21 protein-coding genes are annotated in these 23,118 nt (G+C 73.1%); 4 read left to right on the forward strand and 17 right to left on the reverse strand.

Going from position 1 to position 23,118, the window contains the following annotated elements:
• Positions 1 to 38 precede the first annotated feature (38 nt).
• Positions 39 to 1,667 (reverse strand): long-chain-fatty-acid--CoA ligase, encoded by a 1,629-nt coding sequence (locus tag MFF61_RS20495; protein WP_238237583.1) that lies wholly within the window; start codon positions 1,665 to 1,667, stop codon positions 39 to 41.
• Positions 1,668 to 2,018: 351 nt separating this feature from the next.
• On the opposite strand from MFF61_RS20495, the gene MFF61_RS20500 reads away from it, so the two are divergent.
• A complete protein-coding gene (locus tag MFF61_RS20500; protein ID WP_238237587.1) occupies positions 2,019 to 3,017 on the forward strand; it encodes a PAS domain-containing protein in 999 nt (332 codons plus the stop codon).
• 6 nt (positions 3,018 to 3,023) lie between these two features.
• On the opposite strand, the gene MFF61_RS20505 is transcribed toward MFF61_RS20500, so the two are convergent.
• Together MFF61_RS20505 and MFF61_RS20510 are read right to left on the reverse strand one after the other, a co-directional pair.
• Positions 3,024 to 3,506: a DUF3429 domain-containing protein gene (locus MFF61_RS20505; protein WP_238237590.1), complete on the reverse strand. Its 483-nt coding sequence runs from the start codon at positions 3,504 to 3,506 to the stop codon at positions 3,024 to 3,026.
• The gene (locus tag MFF61_RS20510; RefSeq protein WP_238237593.1) at positions 3,503 to 4,087 is read right to left on the reverse strand and encodes a TspO/MBR family protein; all 585 of its coding nucleotides are present in this window, start codon (positions 4,085 to 4,087) and stop codon (positions 3,503 to 3,505) included. The genes MFF61_RS20505 and MFF61_RS20510 overlap by 4 nt, the downstream gene beginning before the upstream one ends.
• A 408-nt stretch (positions 4,088 to 4,495) precedes the next feature.
• On the opposite strand from MFF61_RS20510, the gene MFF61_RS20515 reads away from it, so the two are divergent.
• A complete protein-coding gene (locus tag MFF61_RS20515; RefSeq protein WP_238237596.1) occupies positions 4,496 to 5,134 on the forward strand; it encodes a LysE family transporter in 639 nt (212 codons plus the stop codon).
• Here MFF61_RS20515 and MFF61_RS20520 read toward each other — a convergent pair.
• Positions 5,116 to 6,429 carry a serine hydrolase domain-containing protein gene (locus MFF61_RS20520; protein WP_238237597.1) on the reverse strand — a complete coding sequence of 438 codons (1,314 nt, stop codon included), beginning with the start codon at positions 6,427 to 6,429 and terminating at the stop codon, positions 5,116 to 5,118. The genes MFF61_RS20515 and MFF61_RS20520 overlap by 19 nt on opposite strands.
• A 165-nt stretch (positions 6,430 to 6,594) precedes the next feature.
• Between MFF61_RS20520 and MFF61_RS20525 the strand changes: the two genes are divergently transcribed.
• Positions 6,595 to 7,704: an NHL repeat-containing protein gene (locus tag MFF61_RS20525; protein WP_238237598.1), complete on the forward strand. Its 1,110-nt coding sequence runs from the start codon at positions 6,595 to 6,597 to the stop codon at positions 7,702 to 7,704.
• A gap of 66 nt (positions 7,705 to 7,770) precedes the next feature.
• Here the strand turns inward: MFF61_RS20525 and MFF61_RS20530 are convergent, their stop codons facing one another.
• Positions 7,771 to 8,892: an FUSC family protein gene (locus tag MFF61_RS20530; protein ID WP_238237599.1), complete on the reverse strand. Its 1,122-nt coding sequence runs from the start codon at positions 8,890 to 8,892 to the stop codon at positions 7,771 to 7,773.
• Between the two features lie 159 nt (positions 8,893 to 9,051).
• On the opposite strand from MFF61_RS20530, the gene MFF61_RS20535 reads away from it, so the two are divergent.
• Positions 9,052 to 9,828: a transporter substrate-binding domain-containing protein gene (locus MFF61_RS20535; RefSeq protein WP_238237600.1), complete on the forward strand. Its 777-nt coding sequence runs from the start codon at positions 9,052 to 9,054 to the stop codon at positions 9,826 to 9,828.
• A gap of 85 nt (positions 9,829 to 9,913) precedes the next feature.
• On the opposite strand, the gene MFF61_RS20540 is transcribed toward MFF61_RS20535, so the two are convergent.
• The 12 genes from MFF61_RS20540 to MFF61_RS20595 all read right to left on the reverse strand — a co-directional run bounded on the left by MFF61_RS20540 (position 9,914) and on the right by MFF61_RS20595 (position 22,830).
• On the reverse strand, positions 9,914 to 10,240 hold the full coding sequence (locus tag MFF61_RS20540) for a cytochrome C oxidase subunit IV family protein (RefSeq protein ID WP_238237601.1): 327 nt from the start codon (positions 10,238 to 10,240) through the stop codon (positions 9,914 to 9,916).
• Positions 10,241 to 10,249: 9 nt separating this feature from the next.
• A complete protein-coding gene (locus tag MFF61_RS20545; protein WP_238237602.1) occupies positions 10,250 to 10,972 on the reverse strand; it encodes a heme-copper oxidase subunit III family protein in 723 nt (240 codons plus the stop codon).
• Positions 10,973 to 10,990: 18 nt separating this feature from the next.
• Positions 10,991 to 11,671 (reverse strand): cytochrome c oxidase subunit 3 family protein, encoded by a 681-nt coding sequence (locus MFF61_RS20550; RefSeq protein WP_238237603.1) that lies wholly within the window; start codon positions 11,669 to 11,671, stop codon positions 10,991 to 10,993.
• Positions 11,668 to 13,434 carry a cytochrome c oxidase subunit I gene (ctaD, locus tag MFF61_RS20555; RefSeq protein ID WP_238237604.1) on the reverse strand — a complete coding sequence of 589 codons (1,767 nt, stop codon included), beginning with the start codon at positions 13,432 to 13,434 and terminating at the stop codon, positions 11,668 to 11,670. The genes MFF61_RS20550 and ctaD overlap by 4 nt, the downstream gene beginning before the upstream one ends.
• A gap of 16 nt (positions 13,435 to 13,450) precedes the next feature.
• On the reverse strand, positions 13,451 to 14,272 hold the full coding sequence (locus tag MFF61_RS20560) for a cytochrome c oxidase subunit II (RefSeq protein ID WP_238237605.1): 822 nt from the start codon (positions 14,270 to 14,272) through the stop codon (positions 13,451 to 13,453).
• Between the two features lie 57 nt (positions 14,273 to 14,329).
• Positions 14,330 to 15,121: a DUF2189 domain-containing protein gene (locus MFF61_RS20565; protein WP_238237606.1), complete on the reverse strand. Its 792-nt coding sequence runs from the start codon at positions 15,119 to 15,121 to the stop codon at positions 14,330 to 14,332.
• A 249-nt stretch (positions 15,122 to 15,370) separates the two neighbouring features.
• A complete protein-coding gene (locus MFF61_RS20570) occupies positions 15,371 to 16,645 on the reverse strand; it encodes a type 2 periplasmic-binding domain-containing protein (protein WP_238237608.1) in 1,275 nt (424 codons plus the stop codon).
• Between the two features lie 31 nt (positions 16,646 to 16,676).
• Positions 16,677 to 16,901, reverse strand: coding sequence for a hypothetical protein (locus MFF61_RS20575; RefSeq protein WP_238237609.1), 225 nt, complete (start codon positions 16,899 to 16,901; stop codon positions 16,677 to 16,679).
• A gap of 27 nt (positions 16,902 to 16,928) precedes the next feature.
• Positions 16,929 to 17,567 (reverse strand): hypothetical protein, encoded by a 639-nt coding sequence (locus MFF61_RS20580; protein ID WP_238237611.1) that lies wholly within the window; start codon positions 17,565 to 17,567, stop codon positions 16,929 to 16,931.
• Between the two features lie 18 nt (positions 17,568 to 17,585).
• Positions 17,586 to 18,446, reverse strand: coding sequence for a DUF2092 domain-containing protein (locus MFF61_RS20585; RefSeq protein ID WP_238237613.1), 861 nt, complete (start codon positions 18,444 to 18,446; stop codon positions 17,586 to 17,588).
• A gap of 45 nt (positions 18,447 to 18,491) precedes the next feature.
• The gene (locus MFF61_RS20590; protein ID WP_238237614.1) at positions 18,492 to 21,650 is read right to left on the reverse strand and encodes an efflux RND transporter permease subunit; all 3,159 of its coding nucleotides are present in this window, start codon (positions 21,648 to 21,650) and stop codon (positions 18,492 to 18,494) included.
• Positions 21,651 to 21,657: 7 nt separating this feature from the next.
• On the reverse strand, positions 21,658 to 22,830 hold the full coding sequence (locus MFF61_RS20595) for an efflux RND transporter periplasmic adaptor subunit (RefSeq protein ID WP_238237615.1): 1,173 nt from the start codon (positions 22,828 to 22,830) through the stop codon (positions 21,658 to 21,660).
• Between the last annotated feature and the right edge of the window lie 288 nt (positions 22,831 to 23,118).

Genomic DNA, 23,118 nt, shown 5'->3' on the forward strand with positions numbered 1-23,118 from the left:
GCGGTCTGCGGGAGGCGTGGGTGACGCGCTGGCGCGCCTCACGCCGCCCCGGGCAGCCGGTAGTCCCGGAAGCGCTCGCGCAGGGCGGTCTTCTGGATCTTGCCGGTGGCCGTGTGCGGGATCTCCGTCACCAGCACCACGTCGTCCGGCATCCACCACTTGGCGATGCGCGGGCGCATGAACTCGAGGATGTCGGCCTTGTCGGGCGTGCGCCCGGCCTTGGGCACCACCACGAGGAGCGGGCGCTCGTCCCATTTCGGGTGCGCGATGCCGATCACCGCCGCCTCGGCCACGTCGGGATGGCCGATGGCGAGGTTCTCCAGCTCGATCGAGGAGATCCACTCGCCGCCCGACTTGATCACGTCCTTGGAGCGGTCCGTCACCGTCATGTAGCCGTTCGGGTCGATGGTCGCGATGTCGCCGGTGTCGAAGAAGCCCCGCGCGTCGAGGATGCGGCTGTCGTCCTGGAAATAGGCCTTGGCCACCGCCGGCCCCGCCACCTTGAGGCGCCCGAAGGTCTCCCCGTCCCAGGGCAGGTCGCGGTCGGCATCGTCGGTGAGGCGGAACTCGACCCCGAAGGGCGGGAAGCCCTGCTTCATCTTGAGGTCGAGGCGGGCCTCGCCTTCGAGCCCCGCGACCTCGGGCTTGAGCGAGCAGAAGGAGCCGATCGGGCTCATCTCGGTCATGCCCCAGGCATGCGCGACGGTGACGCCGTAATCGCGCTCGAAGCGCTCGGTCATCGCCCGTGGGCAGGCCGAGCCGCCGATGATGACGCGCTTGAGCGTGGAGAGGCGCGAGCCCGTGGCGTCGAGGTGCTGGAGCAGGCCGAGCCAGACGGTGGGCACCGCCGCCGTCACCGTCACGCCGGTCGTCTCCAGGATGTCGTACACCGAGGCGCCGTCGAGCTTGGCGCCCGGCAGCACCAGGGTCGCCCCGGCCATCGGCGCCAGGAAGGCGAAGGACCAGCTGTTGGCGTGGAACAGCGGCACCACCGGCATCGCCACGTCCCGGCTCGCCAGCCCGATATAGTCCGGGCTGTTGTTGGCCATCGCGTGCAGCACGTTCGAGCGGTGCGAGTAGAGCACGCCCTTCGGGTTGCCGGTGGTGCCCGAGGTGTAGCAGAGCCCGGCGGCGGTGTTCTCGTCGAACGAGGCCCAGGCGAAGTCGGCATCGGCCTCCGCCAGGTACTCCTCGTAGGCCACCGCGTTGCGCAGCGAGGTCTGCGGCATGTGGGCGGCGTCGGTGAGGATGACGTAGCGCTCGATCGACGGCAGCTTGTCCGCCAGCCGCTCCATGAGCGGCACGAAGCTCAGGTCGAGGAGCAGGATGCGGTCCTCGGCGTGCCTGATGATGTAGGCGATCTGCTCCTCGAACAGCCGCGGGTTGACCGTGTGGTAGATCGCGCCGAGGCCGGTGATGCCGTACCACGCTTCGAGGTGGCGCCACGTGTTCCAGGCGAGCGTCGCCACGCGATCGCCGAGCCGGATGCCGTCCCGCTCCAGCCGCTTGGCGAGGCGCAGGGCCCGCGTGCGGATCTCCGCATAGGTGGTCCGGTGCATCGGCCCCTCGACCGAGCGGGAGATCACCGGGCGGCCCGGATGCTGGATGCCGGCATAGTCGATGACACGATGGATGAGGAGGGGCCAGTCCTGCATCAGGCCGAGCATGGCGTTTCGTCCTTCCCTGTCGCGGCGCGCCGCCGCGCGCTCGCGGTTCTGTCTCGGGCTCCCGCCCGAGATTCTGTCTCGGGCTCAGGCCCGGGGCGTCCGTCGACCTTAGCCCACAGCACCTTCGGACCGGAAGGGACCGGCCGGAAGACCCGGGCACTCCGAGCGCCCGCGCCCGCGTGTGGTTGCTGACGCAACGAAACCAGAGCGGGAACGGCGCCGGCCAGCCTATTGTCAGGTATTTGCGTCGATCATGACCTTGGGTTATAGATCGCGAAGGTTCGACGCAGCGCTGCGAACGCCGCCGTTCTTTGCATCACCTGACGAGCGGGTGAAAGGGCATCGATCGGGATGCAGGGGAAGTTGGCGGCGCAGTTCGACATTCTGCAGATCATCGAAGGATTTGGTCTGGCCGGGTACTGGACGTGGGAGTTCGGGGCGGACCGCCAGATCTGGTCGCCGGGCCTGCGCAACCTCCTGGGCCTGCCCGAGCCGGACGGCGCGCCCGATTACGACCGGTTTTTGCGGCTCGTGCATCCGGAGGATCGCGACCGGCTCGATGCGCCCGTCCGGGTTCGCGCCGGCACGCTCGGTCAGCACCGGTTCCGCATCATCCGCCCGGACGGCACGCTCCGGATCGTCGAATCCCGCGGCGAGGTGCTGCACCACAGCGACGGGCGTCCGCGCGGGGCGGTCGGCGTGGTGCTCGACGTGACGGACCGCGAGCATGCCCTGCGGGCCGTCCGCTTCCATGCCGCCCGCGAGCACGCGCTGGCCGTCTCGGGTGGCGTCTTCGGCTTCGCGGTGCTGCACGGCGAGGTGATGGATCTGCCGGCGTGGCGGGCGCTCACCGGGTTGACCCGTGCCACGATCGACCAGGGCTGGGCGCGCCCCGGCGAGCGGGAGGCGACCGCCACCCTCCCGCCGCCGGTCGCCGCCGCCATCGCGGCGCGCCGGCCCTACCACTACAGCTTCACCGTGCGGCTGCCGGCCGGCGAGACCGCCCGGTTCTACGAGTACGGCGCGCCCGTCTCCGGGGAGGAAAGGAGCGGCGGATGGGCGGGGATGCTTGTGCGCCGCCCCGCCGCGGACGGGGGTGAGCACGGGATGGAACCGGAGAGCCTCATCGGCGGACGGGAGATCCGCGCGGCGCGCGCCCTCCTCGCCTGGACGCTCACGGATCTCGCCGAGGCGAGCGGCCTCTCGCTCTCCACGGTCCGCCGCATGGAGGAGGAGAGCGACGCCGCCTCGCTGCGCAGCCGCCGGGCGGCGCTCACCGCGCTGCGGGGCGCCGGCGTGGTCTTCACCCTCCTGGACGGGAGCGCGGTGGCCGTCGCGCTGGCCCGGTAAGGCCGGTCAGGCGGCGAGTGCGAGCGCGAGAAGCGCCCCGAGGCCCGCCAGCGCGAGCGGGATCTGCAGCGGGCGCAGCCGGGCGAAGTGCCGGGGCGCCTCGCCCTCGCGCGCCGCGACGGGATCGAGGATCACGAGGGCGCCGTAGCCCGCGAGCAGGAGCGCCGTCGCGAGGGCGGGCCGGCCGAGGACGAGCGCCGCCACGGCTGCGACCCCGAGGCCGAACAGGCCCATCATGGTGAGCATCTGCGCCGCGGTCGGCCCGCCGACGGTGCGGAAGCTGAGGCCCCGCCGCACCCCCGCCAGGAAGGTGAGGATGGCGCAGGCCCAGGCGAGGGTGAGCGTCGCGACGAGCCCGCGCGTCTCGCCCGCCGCCGCCCAGGCCAGGGCGGCGCCCCCCACGATGGGCAGCATCGGACCGAAGCCGAAGATCAGGCTGAGCCACGGAATCCGGGGCGAGGCGTCCTGCGGGACCGGCCGCGGCCTCATCGCAGATCTCCCGGCCGCTCGCCGGCGGGCGGCTCCCGCCCGTCGCGGTCGGGGTTGCGGCGGCGCAGATCCTCGGTGAGGGCGTCGCCGAAGGCCGACCACAGGGTGAGCGGCACCCCGCTCGCCGCCGCGAGCCCGTCCACCGACGCCGCGCGGGCCACGAAGGCCGCCCCGGCCGCCGTCACCAGCGCTCCCTCGGCGGTGGCGCCCGTGAGGCTGCGCTCGCCGAAGAACACCTTGTTGTAGGCCGTGACGAGCCCGAGGGTGAGCGCCGCGAGCGCCACGGCCTGGTCCCGCTCCGGCGAGCGCGGGCGGCGCAGCAGCCGGTAGGCGCCCCCCGCCATCACGCCGAGCAGCACCGGCCAGCCCCCCGCGAAGACCGGGTCCGGCGGCTTCCACGACGGCACGTCCAGGCTGCGGTACCAGCGGTGGATCTCGGGATGGGTCGGATCGGGGCTGTAGCGCCGGCTGATCATCCCGCTGAGCGCGAGCGCGCCGCCCACCGCGATGAGCGCCGCGCCGGGCGAGAGCGCCCCGTCCCGCGGCGGAGGCGAAGGGCGGCTCTGGTGGCGGGTGGGCATCGCCGGGCTCCGGGCTGCGCGGCGGCCCTCGGCCGCCCTGCCCTCCAACGCGACGGCGCTCCGGCTGTTCGAGCGCGGCCGTTCGCTGCGGCCATCGGGCGCCGCGTCGATCCCGACCGGCGACGGCAGGCTTCTCTGACGGCGGCGGCCAGGATCATCGTCAGTGACGAGACAGCCTTTCGCCGCGAGCCGGCGGCCGATCCGATCTCCCCGCCATCCGCGGCAGGATTTCATCCCGGCCGAGAGATCTGCCGACCGCATCTTTTCCTGCCGTGTGCGGCAGAACACATGCTGGCGCGGCCGACAGCTTGGCAGATCGACCCCTCATCCGACTGAATGACGCGCCGCCGCGGCGGGTCTGCTTCAGATCGCGTCGCCCGCGACGATCCGCGGGGCGGAGGCCCGCGGATGCCCGACGCCGACGTTCTGACCTCGCTGCTGCTGCCGCTGGCCGTGTCCTACGCCCTGGTCCTGGCGGTGCCGGGACCGAACCTCCTCGTGGTCCTGCGCGCCGGGCTCGGGCCGAGCACCCGCGGCGCGCTGCCGGCCGCGTTCGGGATCGCCTGCGGGGCCACCCTCGCCTCCGCGCTCGCGGCTTCCTGCACGGCGCTGCTGCCGTCCGGGCGCGTGATCGAATGTCTGGGCGGCACCGTCTTCGCCGTCCTGATGGCGAGGGCCGGCCTGCGGATGCTCACCGGCGAGGCGCTGCGGGCGGTCGAGCCGGCCCGCCTCGCGCCGGGCCGTCGGGCGGCGAGCTTCCTGCTGGGGCTGGGCGCCGCGGCCTCGAACCCGGTCACGTTCTCGTTCTTCGCCGGATTCTTCCTCGCCCATGCGCGCACGCCCGCGGCGCTCGGGCTTGCCTGCCTCGTCGTCTTCGCGATGGCGGCGGCGTGGTTCTCGGCCATCGGCCTCCTGGTCTCGCGGCCGGCCTGCCGCCGCCTCGCCGCGGCGGGCGGCGGCTGGGTGCGCTACGGCATCGCCGCCGCCCTCCTGACCTGCGCGGGCCTCGCGCTCTGGCGCGCGGCCGCTCAGTCGGCGATCGCCTGATACACCAGGCCGCGCACCAGCCGCCGGTAGTAGGGACGGCTCGGGCCGGGGGCCTGGGTCATCAGGATGCCGACGAGCTGCTCCTTCGGGTCGACCCAGAAGTAGGTGCCGGCATAGCCCGCCCAGGTGTACTCGCCCGCCGAGCCGTGCACGCCCGCCAGCCCCTGCTCGCGCCGCACCGCGAAGCCGAGGCCGAAGGTGTAGCCCTGCACCCCGAGCAGCTGCTCGCCCGGCTGCACCGTCTGGCGGATCGCGGGCGGGAGATGGTCGGCGGTCATGAGCGCGACGGTGGTGCGGCTCAACAGCCGGGTGCCGTCGATCTCGCCGCCGTTGAGCAGCATCTGGCAGAAGCGCAGGTAGTCGGCGGCCGTGGTGACGGCGCCCGCCCCGCCCGAATCGTTCTTCGGCGGCGCCGAGACGTCGATGACCCGGTTCGGGTTGCCGGTCGCCGGATCGGTGGGGAAGGCCTGGGCGAGGCGGCCCATCTTCTCGGCCGGCAGCGAGAAGCCGGTGTCGCTCATGCCGAGCGGGCGAAACAGCCGCGCGTCGAGGAAGGCCGAGAGGCGCTGGCCCGAGACCTTCTCGATCACCCGGCCGAGCACGTCGGTGGCGAGGCTGTACTCCCAGGTGGTGCCGGGCTGGTGGGCGAGCGGCGCGCCCGCGATGCGCTTGGTGAAGGCCTCGGGATCGAGCTCGATCGCCGCGTAATCCGCCCCCGGCGTGTAGAGGCCGGCCTGCGCGTAGGCCCCCTTCACCGGGGCGTTGCCGGTGATCTCCCCGTAGGCGAGGCCGGCGGTGTGGCGCAGCAGGTCCTGGATGGTCGGCGCCCGGTCGGCCGGCACGGTGCCGAAGCTCGCCTGCCCCATCCCGTCCGCCTTCGGCACGCTGACCTGCAGCGTCCTGAACTCCGGCAGGTACTTGGCCACCGGGTCGGTGAGCTGGATCCTGCCCTCCTCCACCAGCATCATCGCGCCGACCGAGGTCATGGCCTTGGTCATCGAATAGGCGCGGAAGATCGCGTCGGTGGTCATCGGCTTGCCCGCGGCCTTGTCCTGCGCGCCGAAGGCCTGCGCGTAGACGAGCCGGCCGCGGCGGGCCACCATCACCACGGCGCCGGGAATGCGGCCCTCGCGGATCTCGGCCTCGAAGGCGGGCGCGATGCGGGCGAGGCGCTCGGAGGAGAGGCCGGCCTCCTCGGGCTTGGCCCGCTGCATCACCTCCGCGCCGGCCGGGACCGCCAGGGCCCACAGCAGAGCGACCGCGCCGATGGCGGCGCGCCGGGTCTGTCCTCTCATCCGTCTCCTCCCTTGCCGTCTCGTCGCGGCGGCGAGAACTGTAGAAGCCGCCGGGCGCGAGTAAAGGGCGGAGCGCTTTATCAGTGCACGGACCGACATCGGCGTACTGGATTTCGGCGTGAAGCGGCGCATAGTGGTCGCAACGACAGGATCGGGGAGGAGACGATGCGGCTGCTGGCCGTTCTGTTCGCACTCGCGTGCGGGTTCCAGGCGCGCGCGGGCGAGGCGCCGACGTTCCGGGTTGATCCCTACTGGCCCAAACCCCTGCCGAACGACTGGATCATGGGGCAGGCCGCGGGCGTCTCCGTGGATGCGCAGGACCGGATCTGGGTGGTGCAGCGCCCGCGCACCCTCACGGACGACGAGAAGGCCGCGAGCCTCACCCCGCCCCGCTCGAAATGCTGCCGCCCGGCGCCCCCCGTCCTCGTCTTCGACCAGGAGGGCAACCTCGTGAAGGCCTGGGGCGGCCCCGGGGCCGGCTACGACTGGCCGGCGAACGAGCACGGCATCCACGTCGACCACAAGGGCTTCGTCTGGCTCGCCGGCAACGGCGAGACCGACGGCCAGATCCTGAAGTTCGACCAGGACGGCAAGTTCATCCTGCAGATCGGCAAGTCCGGCCCCCAGACGAACAGCGCCGACACGAGCCGGCTCGGCAAGCCCGCCCACGTGCAGGTCGATCCGGCGACGAACGAACTCTACGTGGCGGACGGCTACTTCAACCACCGGGTGATCGTGTTCGACGCCGAGACCGGCGCCTACAAGCGTCACTGGGGCGCCTACGGCAAGCCGCCCACCGACGAGGCGCTCGGGCCCTTCGATCCCGCCGCCCCGCCCGCGCAGCAGTTCCGCAACCCGGTGCATTGCGTGCAGGTGGCGCGCGACGGGCTGGTCTACGTCTGCGACCGCACCAACAACCGGGTGCAGGTCTTCCGCACCGACGGCAGCTTCGTGAAGGAGTACTTCGTCGAGCGGGAGACCCGGGCGAACGGCTCGGTCTGGGAACTCGCCCTGTGGCCCGACGACGCCCAGAGCTTCCTCATCAACGCGGACGGCGCCAACAACGAGGTGCGCACCCTCGACCGCGACACCGGCGCGGTCCTCGGCCGCTTCGGCCGCAACGGCCGGCAGGCGGGCGACTTCCACTGGGTGCACAACCTCGCCATCGACCGGAAGGGCAACGTGTTCACCACCGAGGTCGACACCGGCAAGCGGGCGCAGAAGTTCCTGCTCCAGGGCGAGATGGTGCTGCGCAAGCGCACGACCACGCCGTGAGCCGACAGCGACGGCCCGGAATGCGGGCGTCCCGGGCCGTCGATCGGTATCCCTTGTTCGTCAGGCTCACCCGGTCGCCACGCCCTCGGCGGCGCGCGCGGCGAGGTCGTCGAGGTTGCGCCGCAGCTGGTCGAGGCTGAAGGCGATCCAGAAGATCTGCCCGACCCCGTCGATCGAGAGATCGCGCGTGAGATGGCGCCGCCGCCGCTCGTCGATGGCGGCCCGGTAGGCGGCGATCGCGTCGGCGAGCGCCGGATCCTCCGCCGGCGGGTGGCCGCGCGCGTCGAGCGCGGCGGCGATCGCGCGCAGGCGCAGGGCGGCGGCCTGGGCGGCCGACAGCCAGGGCCCGGCGAGGTCCGGGCCGAGATCGACCTCCCGCGTGGCGCGGCGCAGCACCACGGCGTCGTGGCGCAGGCGCAGCAGCGTGCGCGCGAGCGGGCCGGGATCGGCCTCCGCGGCGAGCCGGCTGCGGCGCTCGCGGGCGGCCTCGGCCACCAGCACCTCCAGCCGGTCGAGGCTGCGGCGCGTGGCGAGCGGCAGCTCGGCCGCGTCGATCGCCGCGTCGTCGAGCCGGCCGAGCGCGTCGAACTGGTCGGCCAGCAGGCGGGCGGTGCGGGCCGCCTGCCCGCGCGCCGCCCGGGTGGCGCGGGCGGGCGCGACGAGGAGCGAGGCGGCGAGCCCGATGGCGCAGCCGAGCCCGACCTCCAGGATGCGGTCGAGCGCGAAGACGAGGGGGCCGAGCGTCGCGCCGGTGGTGCTCAGGAGCACGATCACGGCGGTGATCGGCGCCACCCGGAACCCCGCCGAATGGGCGGCCGCCACCGCGAGCGGCGCCACCGCCACCACCAGGGCGACGGCGCTCGACACGCTGCCCTGGTGGGGCAGCGCCAGCGCCACCGCGCCCCCGTAGACCGCGCCCAGCACCGAGCCGAGGAAGCGGTCGAAGGCGGCCTTGAGCGAGCCGCCGAGACTGCCCTGCGTGACGATCAGCGCCGACACCACCGCCCAGAAGGCCTGCGGCAGGCCCAGCGCCTCGGCGAACACGTAGGTGGCGAGGCTCGCCACCGTCATGCGTGCGGCCTGGGTCAGGATCGCGCGGCGGGCCGTCAGCCGGATCTGCAGCCGAGTCTGCAGCCGAGTCTGCAGCCATGTGCGCAGGCGCTGGGCGAAGGGGAAGCGGGTGGTCATCGGGTCCGTGTCGCGGGCCTCCCCACGGGCGACGAACCGGCGCGCGAGTCAACCGTGGGGCGGCCGGCCGCGGCCCTGGCGGTTCGTGGCGAACGGGCCGATAGAGGACGCGGCGCCGCGGGTCGGCGAATCGGCGCGCCGGGGACGGGAGGACGAGCGATGGGGATGGGACCGGTCCGGATCGGCGCGCTGGCGCTCGGCTGCCTTGCGGCGGCACAGACGGGGGTGAGCGCTCGCCCGCTCGCGGCCATCCGGGAATCCGGGACGCTGCGGGTCGGGCTCACTGGCGATTACGCCCCCTACGCGATCCGGCGCGGCGAGGGCGCGATGACGGGCGCCGACGTCAAGATGGCGCACGACCTCGCCCGCAGCCTCGGCGTCGCGCTCGAGATCGTGCCGACCACCTGGAAGAGCCTGCGCGACGATCTCCTGGCCGACCGCTACGACATCGCGATGGGCGGGGTGAGCGTCACGCCGGACCGGGCCGCCGTTGCCGATTTCTCGCTGCCGGTGACACAGGACGGCAAGCGTCCCATCGTGCGCTGCGCCGACGCGCAGCGCTTCGTGTCGCTCGACGCCATCAACCGGCCGGAGGTGCGCGTGGTGGTCAATCCGGGCGGCACCAACGAGCGCTTCGCCACCGCGCATGTCCGCGGCGCGGCGGTGCGGGTGCATCCGGACAACCGCACGATCTTCGAGGAGGTGGCGGAGGGCCGCGCCGACCTGATGATCACGGACGGGGCCGAGGTGGATTACCAGTCCCGCCGCCACAAGGGCGTGCTCTGCCCCGCCGCCGTGCCCAGCCCCTTCGACAGGGCCGACAAGGCCTACTGGATGACCCGCGATCCCGCGCTGAAGGCCGCGGTGGACGGCTGGCTGCAGCCGGTGCTGACCTCGGGCGCCTACGCCAAGGCTTTGGCGGCGGCCGCGGAGTAGCCGGGACCCGCGGCCGGCGCGAGGTGGCCATCGGGAGCGGCCCGCGCTTCGGCCGACGTCCTCTCTCGGGACGGCGCGGCGCCCCTCACCCGCCCCCCAGCAGGGTGCTCCGGGTCAGCAGCGTGTAGGCCGCCTCCGCGCTCATGATCGCGACGAAGACCAGGAGGGCCGCGGGCGGCACCAGGATGGCGTAGATCAGCGCCAGCCGCTCCCAGGCCATGTGCATGAACACCGCCACGATCAGTCCCGCCTTCACCACCATGAACAGCAGGATCAGGAACCAGCGCAGGATCCCCTGCAGGTGGAAGTAATCCACGAGGTAGGAACAGGCGCTGAGCACGAACAGCCAGAACCAGACCACGAGATAGAGCCGGATCGAGTGCCCGGACGAGTGGGATGCGCTCGCCGCCATGTCGGGCTCCTACCAGAGATAGAACAGCGCGAAGATGAAGACCCAGACGAGATCGACGAAGTGCCAGTAGAGGCCGGCGATCTCGACGTTCTCGTAGCGTCCGGGCTGGCTGGTGAAGAAGCCGCGGCGCCCGGTGTCGTAGTCGCCCCGCCAGACCTTGCGGGCCACGACCAGCAGGATGAGGACCCCGATGGTGACGTGGGTGCCGTGGAAGCCGGTAATCATGAAGAAGGCCGCGCCGAACTGCTCGGCGCCCCAGGGGTTCTCCCAGGGCCGTACGCCCTCGTGGATCAGCTTGGTCCACTCGAAGGCCTGCATGCCCACGAAGGTGGTGCCGAGCAGCGCGGTGAGGAGCATCAGCAGCGCGGTCGCCCGGCGCCGGCGCCGGTAGCCGCAGGCCACCGCCATCGCCATCGTGCCGCTGCTGGAGATCAGCACGAAGGTCATGATGGCGATGAGGATCAGCGGGAGGGTCGTGCCGCCGATCTCGAGCGCGAAGACCTCGCTCGGGTTCGGCCACGGCACGGTGGTGGACATCCGCACCGTCATGTAGCCGATCAGGAAGCAGCCGAACACGAAGGTGTCGCTGAGCAGGAAGATCCACATCATCGCCTTGCGCCAGGAGGCGCCCGGGAAGGTCTGGCGGTCCGCCGCCCAGTCGGAGGACAGGCGCCGCCACTGGGTCGCCCGCGCCTCGGGCCGGATGGCGGAGCGGAGGGCGGTGTCGGTCATGGGTCTCCTCGCGGGGGTTCAGGCGGGGCGGCAGAGGGTGTCGATGAGGCCCGACCACGGCGTGCGGAACAGGAGGCCGAACAGCACGAGCCAGATCGCCAGCAGCACGTCCCAGTAGAGGACGCAGAGCGCGAGGCGCGGGTCCGGGTCCGGCCCGGCCCGGAACGCCCGGGCCGTGACCGCGCCGAGGCCGGCCAGGCCGCCGCCGAGGTGCAGGGCGTGGAGCCCGGTGATCAGGATGAAGAAGGCGCCCGCGGCGTCCGGGCTCGCGAGGCCGGATGCCAGGAGGTCGCGCCACGCGAGCCCCTGCCCGGCGAGGAAGCCGAGGGTCGCGGCCGCGGCGATCAGGAGGGCGGCCCGCAGGGCGGTCCGCTCGCCGTGGCGCGCGGCGGCGCCCGCGAGGTGCAGCGCGAGGCTCGCCAGCACGAGGAGGCCGGTGGTGAGCCAGACGAGGCGCGGATCCGGCAGGGCGCGGGTGCCCGCCGGCACCCGCATGGCGTAGGCGGCGGTGAGGAGCGCGAACAGAAGCCCCACCGCCGCGAGGAAGACCGCGAGGCCGAGCCGGGCCGGGGGCCCGGCCGGCGGGAGCGCGACGGCCGGTCCCGCTTCCAGCCAGGGCTTGGCGGCGAGGCGCTGGCGCAGGAGCCAGCGGCCCGCGAGCAGCCCCAGCCCGGCGAGGTAGAGGAGGACGAGGCTCATGCGGGCGCCCCCGCCCGCGTCAGCCCGGGCTGGTTCTGGGGCACGAAATCCCGATCCGCGCCCGGCACGCTGTAATCGTAGGGCCAGCGGTAGACGACCGGCAGGCTCGCGCCCCAGTTGCCGTGCGCGGGCGGGGTCTCGGGCGTCTGCCATTCGAGGGTGGTGGCGCGCCACGGGTTCGGGCCGGCCGGCGCCCCGTGCCGCAGGCTGTGCACGAGGTTGACCAGGAAGGCGATCTGCGCCGCACCCACCACGAAGGCCACCACGCTGATGAAGGCGTTCAGGCCCGATACCGAGGCCGGCACGAAGCTCAGGCCCTCGATCTCGAAGTAGCGCCGCGGCACCCCGAGCAGGCCGAGATAGTGCATCGGGAAGAAGATCAGGTAGGCGCCCAGGAACGTGACCCAGAAGTGCAGCTTGCCGAGGCGCTCGTCGAGCATCCGCCCGGTGACCTTCGGGTACCAGTGATAGATGCCGCCGAAGATCACCAGGATCGGGGCGACGCCCATGACCATGTGGAAGTGGGCGACCACGAACATCGTGTCGGAGAGCGGCACGTCGACCACGACGTTGCCGAGAAACAGGCCGGTGAGCCCGCCGTTCAGGAAGGTGACGATGAAGCCGATGGCGAACAGCATCGGCACCGTGAGGTGGATGTCGCCGCGCCAGAGCGTCAGCACCCAGTTGTAGACCTTGATGGCGGTCGGGATCGCGATGATCAGGGTCGTGGTGGCGAAGAAGAACCCGAAATACGGGTTCATGCCGCTGACGTACATGTGGTGTGCCCAGACCACGAAGCTGAGCGCGCCGATCGCCACGATGGCCCAGACCATCATGCGGTAGCCGAAGATGTTCTTGCGCGCGTGGGTGCTGATGAGGTCGGAGACGATGCCGAAGGCGGGCAGCGCGACGATGTAGACCTCCGGGTGGCCGAAGAACCAGAACAGGTGCTGGAACAGGATCGGGCTGCCGCCGCCGTGGCGCAGGCGCTGGCCGGCCTCGATGATCGCCGGCATGAAGAAGCTGGTGCCGATCAGGCGGTCGAGCAGCATCATCAGGGCGCCGACGAACAGCGCCGGGAAGGCGAGCAGCGCCAGGACCGTCGCGGTGAAGATGCCCCAGATGGTGAGCGGCATGCGCATCAGCGTCATGCCGGGCGCGCGCGCCTGCAGTACCGTGACGACGTAGTTCACGCCGCCCATGGTGAAGCCGATGATGAACAGGATCAGCGAGACGAGCATCAGGACGATGCCCCAGTCCCGCCCCGGCGTGCCCGCCAGGATCGCCTGCGGCGGATAGAGGGTCCAGCCCGCCCCGGTCGGGCCGCCCGGCACGAAGAAGCTCGCCACCAGGACCAGCACGGCCAGCAGGTAGATCCAGTAGCTCAGCATGTTGACATAGGGAAACACCATGTCCCGGGCGCCGAGCATCAGCGGGATCAGGTAGTTGCCGAAGCCGCCGAGAAACAAGGCGGTGAGCAGGTAGACCACCATGATCATGCCGTGCATGGTGATGTACTGGTAGTACTCGCTCGGGCCGATGAAAGAGACGAGGCCCGGAAAGCCGAGCTGGAGCCGGATCAGCCAGGACAGCACCAGGGCGACGAGGCCGATCGCCAGCGCGGTCGAGGAATACTGGATCGCGATGATCTTGGCGTCCTGGCTGAAGACGTAGCGGGTGATCCAGCTTCGCGGATGGTAGAGTTCGCCCTCCTCGATCGCCCCCGGCAGGCGGTCCGCGGTCCCGAGATGTGCGTCAGCCATCGCACGCGCCCTCCCCTCAAGGCTCTGCCGAGACGTGCCGGCGCGGCCCCGCGGCGCCGGCGAACTGCGCGAAGGTCTTCTGCCGGTCGAGCCACGACCGGTAGGCGGGCTCGGGATCGACGACGACGCGCCCGCGCATGGCGTAGTGATTGACGCCGCAGACCTCGTTGCAGAGGGCCTCGAAGGTCCCGGTGCGGGTCGGCGTGAACCAGACATACGTGACCATGCCGGGGATCATGTCCATCTTGGCCCGGAATTCCGGCACGTAGAAGTTGTGCACCACGTCGAGGGAGCGCATCAGCACCTTCACGGGGCGGCCGAGCGGCAGGTGCAGGTCGTCGCCGTCGATGACGACGTCGTCGCGGGCGGCCGCGTCCTGCGGGTCGAGCCCGAGCGGGTTGTCGTCGGCGACGTGGCGGATGTCGGCGGCGCCGAGCCGGCCGTCCGCGCCGGGCAGGCGGAAGCTCCAGCGCCATTGCTGGGCGACGATCTCGACCTCGCGGGCGTCGGCCGGCACGCGGACGAACTGGCCCCAGACGATGAGCCCCGGCGCCAGCATGGCGGCGACGCCGAGGGCCGTCACGGCGGTGAGCCAGCCTTCCAGCCGGCGGCTCTCGGGCTCGTAGGCGGCCTGCTGCCCGGGACGGTGGCGGAAGCGGTAGACGCAATAGGCGACGAACAGCACGATTCCCGTGAAGACGATCCCGGTGATCCAGAAGGTGATGACGAGCGTGGTGTCGATGGTGCCCCAGTTGGAGGCGATCGGGGTCCACCACCAGGGGCTCAGCAGGTGGAACGCCACCGAGCCGAGGGCGATCAGGACGAGGATCAGCGCCATGCCGCCACCTCCTTGGCGCCCCGGTCTCCGGGCGGGCGCTCCCCGTCAGCGGATCGATCAGGGCGCCACGGCGCGCCGGTAGAGGTGCCAGGTCGCGTGGCCGAGGATCGGCAGGACGAGGGCGAGGCCGACGAAGACCGGCAGCATGCCGAGGACGAGGAGGCCCGCCACGATCAGCCCCCAGGTGATCATGGTGCGCGGGTTCTCGCGCAGGAGCGCGGCCGAGGTCTCGACCGCCGTGCCGGCATCCGCGCCGCGATCGATGATCAGCGGGAAGGAGATCGCGCTGACGGCGAGCGCCACGAGCGAGAAGGCGGCGCCCACGAGGTTGCCGATGACGATCAGCGCCCAGCCCCGCGGGGTCGTCAGCACCTCGCGCAGGAAGCCCAGCACCGAGACGGGCGTCTCGCTGCCGTAGAGCGCCCAGTACAATCCCATCGCGGCGACGAGCCACGCGAGGAAGATCAGCATGAGCAGGAAGCCGACCGCCGCGATCGACCCGGACGCCTGCAGCCGCAGCGGCGCCCAGGCCCGCCCCCAGGACGCGTCGAGGCCCTGCTCGCGCCGCCGGCTCAGCTCGTAGAGGCCGATGGCCGCGAAGGGGCCGATCAGCGCGAAGCCGGAGGCCAGCGGGAAGAGCAGCGGGATCAGGTTGTACTCGAAGGTGACGGTCGCGATCACGATGCCGGCGATCGGGTAGATGGCGATCAGGAACAGCACGTGCGTCGGCATGGCCATGAAGTCGTCGAGGCCCCGGCGCAACGCCTCGGTGAGATCCCGCGGGCCGATCCGGCGCAGGGCCGGGGGCGCCATCGCACGATGCGGGGAAACGGCACGGACGGTCGCCATCGCGAAACCCTCCTCAAGGGAGACAGGCTGCGACGGGCACGCGAGCATAGACCCGCAGCAAAGCCCGTCGCTGAGCTGTCGAGCGCGGCTGATCTGAACTATAGCTGATCGCGCGCGGCCTGTCTTCGGCAATCTGAGGCGGCTGCGACAACGCTCGCGCCCGCACGGGATGCTTGCCGAGGGCATCGTAATGTTTGACGCTGCGGAACGAGACGCCGCCTTTCCATTGGTCAAGCCGGCGTCGGGCGGCTAGCCCCGCCCCAGCGCGTCGCGCCGTTCGCGGATCGCCGCGCGGGCGTGGTCGATCGCCTGCCCGAGGAGCGGGGATCCGGGGCCGGTCTGCGCCTGCTTGGCCAGCGCCGCGCTCACGATCCCGCGCAGGTCGCGCGCCAAGCCGTCGAGCCTGGCCGCCTCGGCCGCCTCGGCCTCGTCTGCGATCGCCAGGAGCTGGCGGACGAGGAGGCGCTCGCGTGCGGCGCGGCGGCGGTGCCCGTGGCTGACGGCGAGCGCCAGGCCCGACCCGACGAGGCTCAGCACGATACCGCCGAGATAGAGGTAGTTCTGCGAAGTGTCGAAGAAGCTCTGGTCGCCGTTGGTGAGGTAGGTGGCCACGCCCGGGTGGACGGGCAGGAGCGGGCTCCTGTCGTCGAGGTCCGGCGCCTCGATCTGGCCGGCGAACGGAATCGAGGCGGTGAGCAGGGGCCGGGCCGTGAAGACCGAGCGCGCGACCGCGGCCGCCACGATGTCGAGCATGCCGCGCGAGGCCACGAGCCGGTAGGTGACCGCGAGGCCGTCGACGCTCTCGGCCGGCACGTCGGGCCGGCCCCGGAAGGCGCCGACCGGCACCTCGCTCGGCTCCAGACCCGGATGGCGCCGGTGGATCGCCTCCGCCTCGGGGAGCGCGAGCAGCGTCGGGGTGCCCCGGGTCGCCCGCGCCACGGCGGCCACCGCATCCACCGCCGCCCCCGGCCCCACCGGCCCGACCGCGAACACCGCCGCCGCCCGGTGCTCCCGCACGGCCGCCACCAGGGCCTCGGGCTCGGCGAAGATCCGCTCCACCTGGGCGGCCGGCACGCCCCCGTCGTCGAGGAGCGCGTCGAGGAGGCGGGCATCGTCCGCCTGGACCGGTCCGGCGGGGATCGCCACCCGCCGTCCGGCCAGATGGCCGAGCGCGGTGACCGGGCTGTGGGGCGGCAGCACCAGGGCGATCACGTCCCGGCGCAGGATCGCCACCGTCATGCCGTTCGTCGGCGGCGGCAGGTCGCTGCGGATCACCGCGAGGTCGACCCGCCCCTCCTCCAGCGCCGCCGCGCTCGCCCGCAGCCCGGCCTCCTCGACGGGCACGATGCGCACGCGCGGGTGCAGCCGGGCATTCGCCTGCACGAAGGCGGAGACGAGGCGCTGGATCGCGCTGCCGGGCGGGCCGGTGGCGACGCGCAGCTCCGCGCGAGTCAGCCCGGCGTAGAACGCCGCCGCGGCGAGGCCGGCGAGCGCGAGGAGGCCCGCCGTCGCCCGCAGGATCACGGTCGCGGCCGGGCCGCGCGGCGCGCGCGTCTCAACGGCGCCGGTAGACCGTGGTGCGCCGCGGCCCGACATAGCCCCCGCGCCGCACCACGACGCGCCGCGGCCCGTAGACGCCCCGGCGCACCGCGACGGAGCCGCCCGGCCCGACGCAGCCCGCCCGGTAGACGCCCCGGGCGCAGACCACGGCGTCGGCGGGGCTCGGCGTGAGGGTGAGGAGGCCGGCGGTGAGGCCGAGCAGGATCAGGACGGGCTTCATGGGTCGTCTCCCTTCGCGCGGACTCGGTCACGGGTGGGCGAGGAGGCGCAGGCAGGTGCCGGCCTTCTCGGCGGCGGGCCGCGCCTCCGCCTCGGGGATGCGGCCGGTCTCGACCAGCGAGCGGGTCTCCGCCACGACGGTGTCGCGCAGGGTCTCCAGGCTCTTCATGTTCCGGAGCGCCGCATCGTAGATCATCTTCGACTCCGCCGGCAGGCCGGCGGCGCAGTGCGTCGAGGCGCTGTTCGCCTGGGCGACCTGCGTGCGTCCTGCGGGCGCGGTTGCGGCGGAGGGGCCGGCCGCGGCGGATCCCCCTCCGGACGGTGTTTCGGCGGATGGGCCCGCGGCGGGTTTGGCCGCCGCGGTGGCGCGCTTCGCGGGTGTAGCCTCGGCGGGTGTAGCCTCGGCGGGTGTGGCCTCGGCGGGTGTGGCCTCGGCGGCGGGCGCCGCCGCGACCGCCACCGCCCCGCCCGCGGCCCCCGCCGCGGCGGCCGCGATCGGCGCGCAGCGCCAGCAGCGCGCCAGGATCGCCTCGCGGGCCGCGAGCGGGGCGCGAAAGCCCCCCACCGTCACGCCGCGCCAGCCGCGCGCCACCCAGAACGCCTCGGCGGGCACCGCCGTCCCCAGTCCGATCGCGGCCGCCAGCAGGCCCGCACGCATCCGTCCCATCGCGTCCTCCCCGTGTGCTCAGAGGTCAGGCTTGGTGAAGGGCACCGGCGCGGCGCCCGCCGCGTCGGCCGCCGTGAAGGCGCTGTCGTCGAGCGGCGCGTCGAGGCGCCAGTCGCCGAGGGTCACGCCGCTGCGGGGCCGGCCCGGCGCCGCGGTCTCGGTGACCCAGAGCTGGCGCGGCAGCCGGTCCTGCGCGCCGATCCAGATCTGCCCCTGCGCATCCGGGGCCGCGAAGGCGACGACGTTGGTCTCGACCCCGCCGACCAGGGTCGAACGGCCGACCACGAAGGCCTGGATCAGGCCGTTCGTGAAGGTGCCGGCCTCGGCCAGCAGCATGTCGGCGAAGGCGAGGCTCTGCCCGGCGGCGGCCGCCTCGGCCTTGAGCACCGCGTCGAGGCCCGCCGGCGCCGGCGCGGTCGCCACCGTGCGGGTGCGGGGCCAGTAGAGCGTCATGGTGCGCCCGTCGCTGACGAACTCGGTCGGCGGCCCGTCGCCAGCCGTCTCGACCCGCAGCCGGTCCGGGCGGCGCAGGGTCACGCGGCTCTGCACGGTGTAGAGAACCGACTGGCCCTCCGCGTTCGGCACGTCGTGCAGGGCGCTCGCCGTGAAGCTCATGGTCCTGGCGCCGGCGAGCGCCGTGCCGGCGCCCTTCAGGAGCGCCAGCGCCTCCGGTTCGAGGGCCGGGGTGCCCTGCGCGGCGGCCGGGCCGCCCAGCAGCAGGAGGCCGGCGAGGCAGGCCCGCACCGCCGGCCCAGGGCGGCGCGGCACCGGCGCGAACCGCCGCAGCGGCCAGATCCGCCGCAGCGGCCAGATCCGCCGCAGCGGCCAGATCCGCCGCAGCGGCCAGATCCGCCGCAGCGGCCAAGCGCGTGAGATCATCGCGGCTCCTCCCGTCCCGTTGCGCGCCGGCCCGCGCCGGCGCCGTCAGCCTTCCGCCGGCAGCGCCGGGGCCCTGTCGTCGCGCAGGGCGCGCCCGCGCTCCGAGCGGCGCTGGAGCACCACGAAGAGCGGCGGCACGAACAGCACCGCCACGAAGGTCGAGGCCAGCATGCCGCTGCACACCGTGATGCCGATGGAGCGCCGGGCCGCCGCCCCCGCCCCGGTGGCGAAGACGAGTGGCAGGACGCCCAGGATGAAGGCGAGCGAGGTCATCAGGATCGGCCGCAGGCGCAGCCGGGCCGCCGCGAGCGCCGCCTCCTCGATGGGCAGGCCGCGCCCGAGCCGCAGCTCGCGCGCGAAGGCGACCACCAGGATGGCGTTCTTGGCCGCCAGCGCGATCAGCAGCACGAGGCCGATCTGCGTGTAGATGTTGTTGGCGGCCCCCGCGAGGGTCAGTGCCGCCACGGTGCCGAGGAGCGCGAGCGGCACCGCCAGGATCACCGCGAGCGGCGCCGTCCAGCTCTCGTACTGCCCCGCCAGCACGAGGTAGACGAGGAGGAGCGCGAGGCCGAACACCCAGTAGGCCTGGTTCCCGAGCTGCGCCTCCTGGTAGGCGATGCCCGACCAGTCGAAGCGGGTGCCCGGCGGCAGGGTGGTCCGGGCGAGATCCGCCATCAGGGCCAGGGCCTCGCCGGAGCTGGTGCCGGGCGCCGCCGCGCCGTTGATCGCCGCCGAGGGCGCGAGGTTGAACAGGGGCACGAGCGCCGGGCCGAGGGCGGGCGTGAGCGTGGCGAGCACGCCGACCGGCACCGCACCGCCGCTCGCGTTGCGCACGGTGAGGGTCTCGACGGTCTCGGGCGTCAGCCGGAACGGCGCGTCGGCCTGCACGAAGATCGGGAAGGTGTGGCCGAAGCGGGTGATCTGGCCCGCATAGGTCGAGCCGACATAGGTCTGGATGGTCTGGAGCGCGTCGCCGGGATTCACGCCGAGCGTCTCGGCCTTGCGCCGGTCGAGATCGACCCGCAGGTGCGGCGCCCCGGCCCGGAACGGCGTCATGACCCGCACGAGGCCCGGCTCGGCGGCGGCCTGCGCCACCAGGGCGTCGGCGACCCGCTGCAGCGCCGCGGTGTCGACGCGGCCGTCGGCGAGCTGCACCTGCATCTGGAAGCCGCCCGTGAGGCCCAGGCCCTGGATCGGCGGCGGCGGCACCACGGTGGAGCGCGCCTCCGGCAGGGCGGAGAGGCGCGCCTGCAGCCCGTCGTAGATCGCGCGCAGGTCCTCCCCCGCCCCGCGCTCGCTCCAGTCCTTCAGGATCACGTAGGCGACGCCCGCATTGGCGAGCGAGGCGTTGTTGTCGAGGAGCGAGACGCCCCCGATCGCGACCACCCGGTCGACGCCCGGCACCGCCCTGGCGGCCACGGTCAGCCGGTCCATCGCCCGGGCGGTGCGCTCCAGCGAGGCGCCGTCGGGCAGCTGGACCGCCACCATCAGGTAGCCCTGGTCCTCGGTGGGGATGAAGGCGGTGGGCAGGCGCGCGAGGCCGTAGGCGCCGACGGCCACGAGCGCGAGCGCCGCCGCCGCGGCAACCCCGGCATGGCGCACCAGCCGGGCGGTCACCCCGAGATAGGTGGATTCCAGCCGGCCGTAGACGGTGTCGAAGCGGCGCCGGAACGCGGCTTCGCGCGCGCCCGGCGCGGCGGTCCGCGGCCGCAGCCAGCGCGCGCACTGGGTGGGCTTCAGCGTCACCGCATTGATCGCGCTGAGGAGCGCGGTCGCGGCGATCACGAGCGCGAATTGCCGGTAGAGCTGGCCGACAATGCCCGGCAGGAGCGAGGCCGGCAGGAAGACGCAGAGCAGCACCAGCGTGATGGCGAGGATCGGCAGCATCAGCTCGCCCATCGCCGTGACGGCCGCCTCCTTCGGCGAGAGGCCCGCCGCGACGTGGTGCGCCGAGGCCTCCACCACCATGATCGCATCGTCGACCACGATGCCGATGGCGAGCACCAGCCCGAACAGGGTGAGGAGGTTGATGCTGAAGCCCAGCAGCGCGAGGCCCGCGAAGGCCCCGATGAGGGTGACCGGCACGGTGGTGGCCGGCACCAGGGTGGCGCGCCAGTCCCCGAGGAAGACCAGGATGACGAGGAGGACGAGCACGGCCGCCTCGGCCAGCGTGACCCAGACCTCGCGGATCGAGGCCCGGACGAAGCGGGTGGTGTCGAACGGGATGCTCGCCGCCACGCCGTCGGGGAAGTCGGCCGAGAGGCGCGTCATCGCGGCGCGCACCGCCGCGGCCACCGACAGCGCGTTGGCCTCGGGCAGCTGAAAGATCGCGATGCCGGCCGCGGGGGCGCCGTCGAGGGTCAGGAACTGGCCGTAGGCCTGCGCGCCGAGTTCGACCCGCCCCACGTCCCGGAGGCGGGTGATGCCGCCGCCGGGCTCGGTCCTGACCGCGAGCTCCTCGAACTCGGCGGCGTCCGCCAAGCGGCCCCGGAGGTCGAGGGTGATCTGGAAGGCTTGGTGCCTGGGGGCCGGCGGGGCGCCGACCTGTCCGGCCGCCACCGACTGGCTCTGCTGCTGGATCGCCGTCACCACGTCGCCCGGCATCAGCCCGCGCGCCCGCATGGCGTCGGCATCGAGCCAGATCCGCATCCCGTACTGGCCGATGCCGAACACCGAGGCGTCGGCGACGCCCGGGATGCGGGCCAGCGTGTCCTTCAGGCTGATCGCCGCGTAGTTGCTGAGGAAGAGCCCGTCGCGGGAGCGGTCCGGCGAGGTGAGCGTGACGATCTGCAGGATCGCCGTGCTCTTCTTCCGGCTCGTCACCCCCTGCGCCTGCACCGCCTGGGGCAGCACCGCCAGGGCGGCCGAGAGCCGGTTCTGCACCTGGACCTGCGCCTGATCGAGGTCGGTGCCCACCGCGAAGGTGACGACGAGCGCGTAGGAGCCGTCATTGGCCGAGGTCGACTGCATATAGAGCATGTTCTCGACGCCGTTGACCTGCTGCTCGATCGGCAGGGCCACGGTCTCGACCACCGTCCTGGCATCCGCGCCGGGAAAGCGCGCGGTGACCTGTACGGTGGGCGGCGTGATCGGCGGGTACTGGGCGACGGGCAGGAACAGGATCGCCACGAGGCCGACCACGCAGACGAGGAGCGCCAGCACGTTGGCGAGGACCGGGCGCTCGACGAAGGTGGCGACGCGCATCGCCCCCTCACTCGGTGCGGGCCGCGGCGGCCGGCGCGGGGATCGCGCCCGGCGAGACCGCCACGGTCCGGCCCGGCACGGCGAAGAGCACGCCGTCCGTCACGACCCGGTCGCCGGGCGTGAGGCCGTCCGCGATCACCTGCAGGCCGCCGCGGGCCGGCCCGAGGATGACGCGCCGCAGCGCCACGGTGCCGGCCTCGTCGACCACCAGCAGGGTCGGGCCGGCCTGGTCGGCCCCGAGCGCGGCGGCGGGCACCCACAGGGCCGGCTTCGGCGGCCCCAGCGGGATGCGCACCCGCACGAATAGTCCCGGGGCGAGCCGCCGGCCGGGATTGTCGAGGACGGCGCGGGCCTGGAGCGTGCCGGTGGCGGTGTCGAGCCCGGTATCCACGAAATCGAGGTGGCCGCGATGCGGCAGGTCGGGCTCGTCGGAGAGGCCGGCCTGGACCGGCACGCTGCGCAGCGCCTCGCGGGAGAGCCCGTGCTCGCGCAGGGCCGCCTGGAGGCGGCGCAGGTCGCGCTCGTTGATGCTGACGGTGGCGTAGAGCTGGTCGATCTGCGACAGCGTGCCGAGCTTGGTGGGCTGGCCCGCCCCCACGAGATTGCCCGCATCGACGAGGCGCCGGCCCATCCGGCCGGCGAAGGGCGCCTCCACCCGCGTGTAGGACAGGTTGATCTGCGCGGTCTTCAGGTTCGCCTGCGCGGCTGCGACCGCACCGCGCCCGGTGTCGCGGGCGGCGAGCGCGGTGTCGAGGCTCGTCTGCGTCGCCACGTACTGCTTGCGCAACGCGTCCTGGCGCGCGAATTCCGCCTCGGCGCTCTTGAGGGCGGCCTGCTGCTGGTCGAGGGTCGCCTGCGCCAGGTCGACCTGGGCGACGTAGGGCTCGTCCTCGATCCGGAACAGCACCTGCCCCCTCGGCACGTCGGCGCCGTCGGTGAAGCCCACCTCGCGCAGGAAGCCCGGCACGCGGGCGACGAGGTCGACCGTGGCGGTGGCGGCGGTCTGGCCGGTGAGCAGGATGCTCTCCTGCAGCGGCGCGACCAGGGGCGCGGCCGCGGTCACGCGCGGCGGCGGCGCGACGGGTGCGGGCGCGTCGCAGGCCGCGACGGTGAGCAGTCCGGCCGTCAGCACGGCCGAAGGCCCGAACCCCGGACGCCCGCGCAAGGCACGAATCTGCACGCACACCTCCGTCGTCGAGAGGACTGCGCACTGCAAGCAAATCCAGGCTAATCTTTGCGGAAGACTGTGTCAATCAAACGCCAAGGTGAGGATGTTTGAAGACGATATCGATCTCAATTCTAACAAATGTTAGATGAGGAGGCGTGGTCCGCGGCCTGGATGCGGATGCGCGCGGAGCGGCCGGCCGATGCCCCGTCGTCGAGGCGAACGGCGGGATGCGCGGTCCGGGCTGCGGACCGGCGACATTCGGGTCTACCATGGCGGGAACGAGCCGTGAGGGAAGCCCGC

The sequence above is a fragment of the Methylobacterium isbiliense genome (assembly GCF_022179325.1).
Taxonomy (GTDB): domain Bacteria; phylum Pseudomonadota; class Alphaproteobacteria; order Rhizobiales; family Beijerinckiaceae; genus Methylobacterium; species Methylobacterium isbiliense.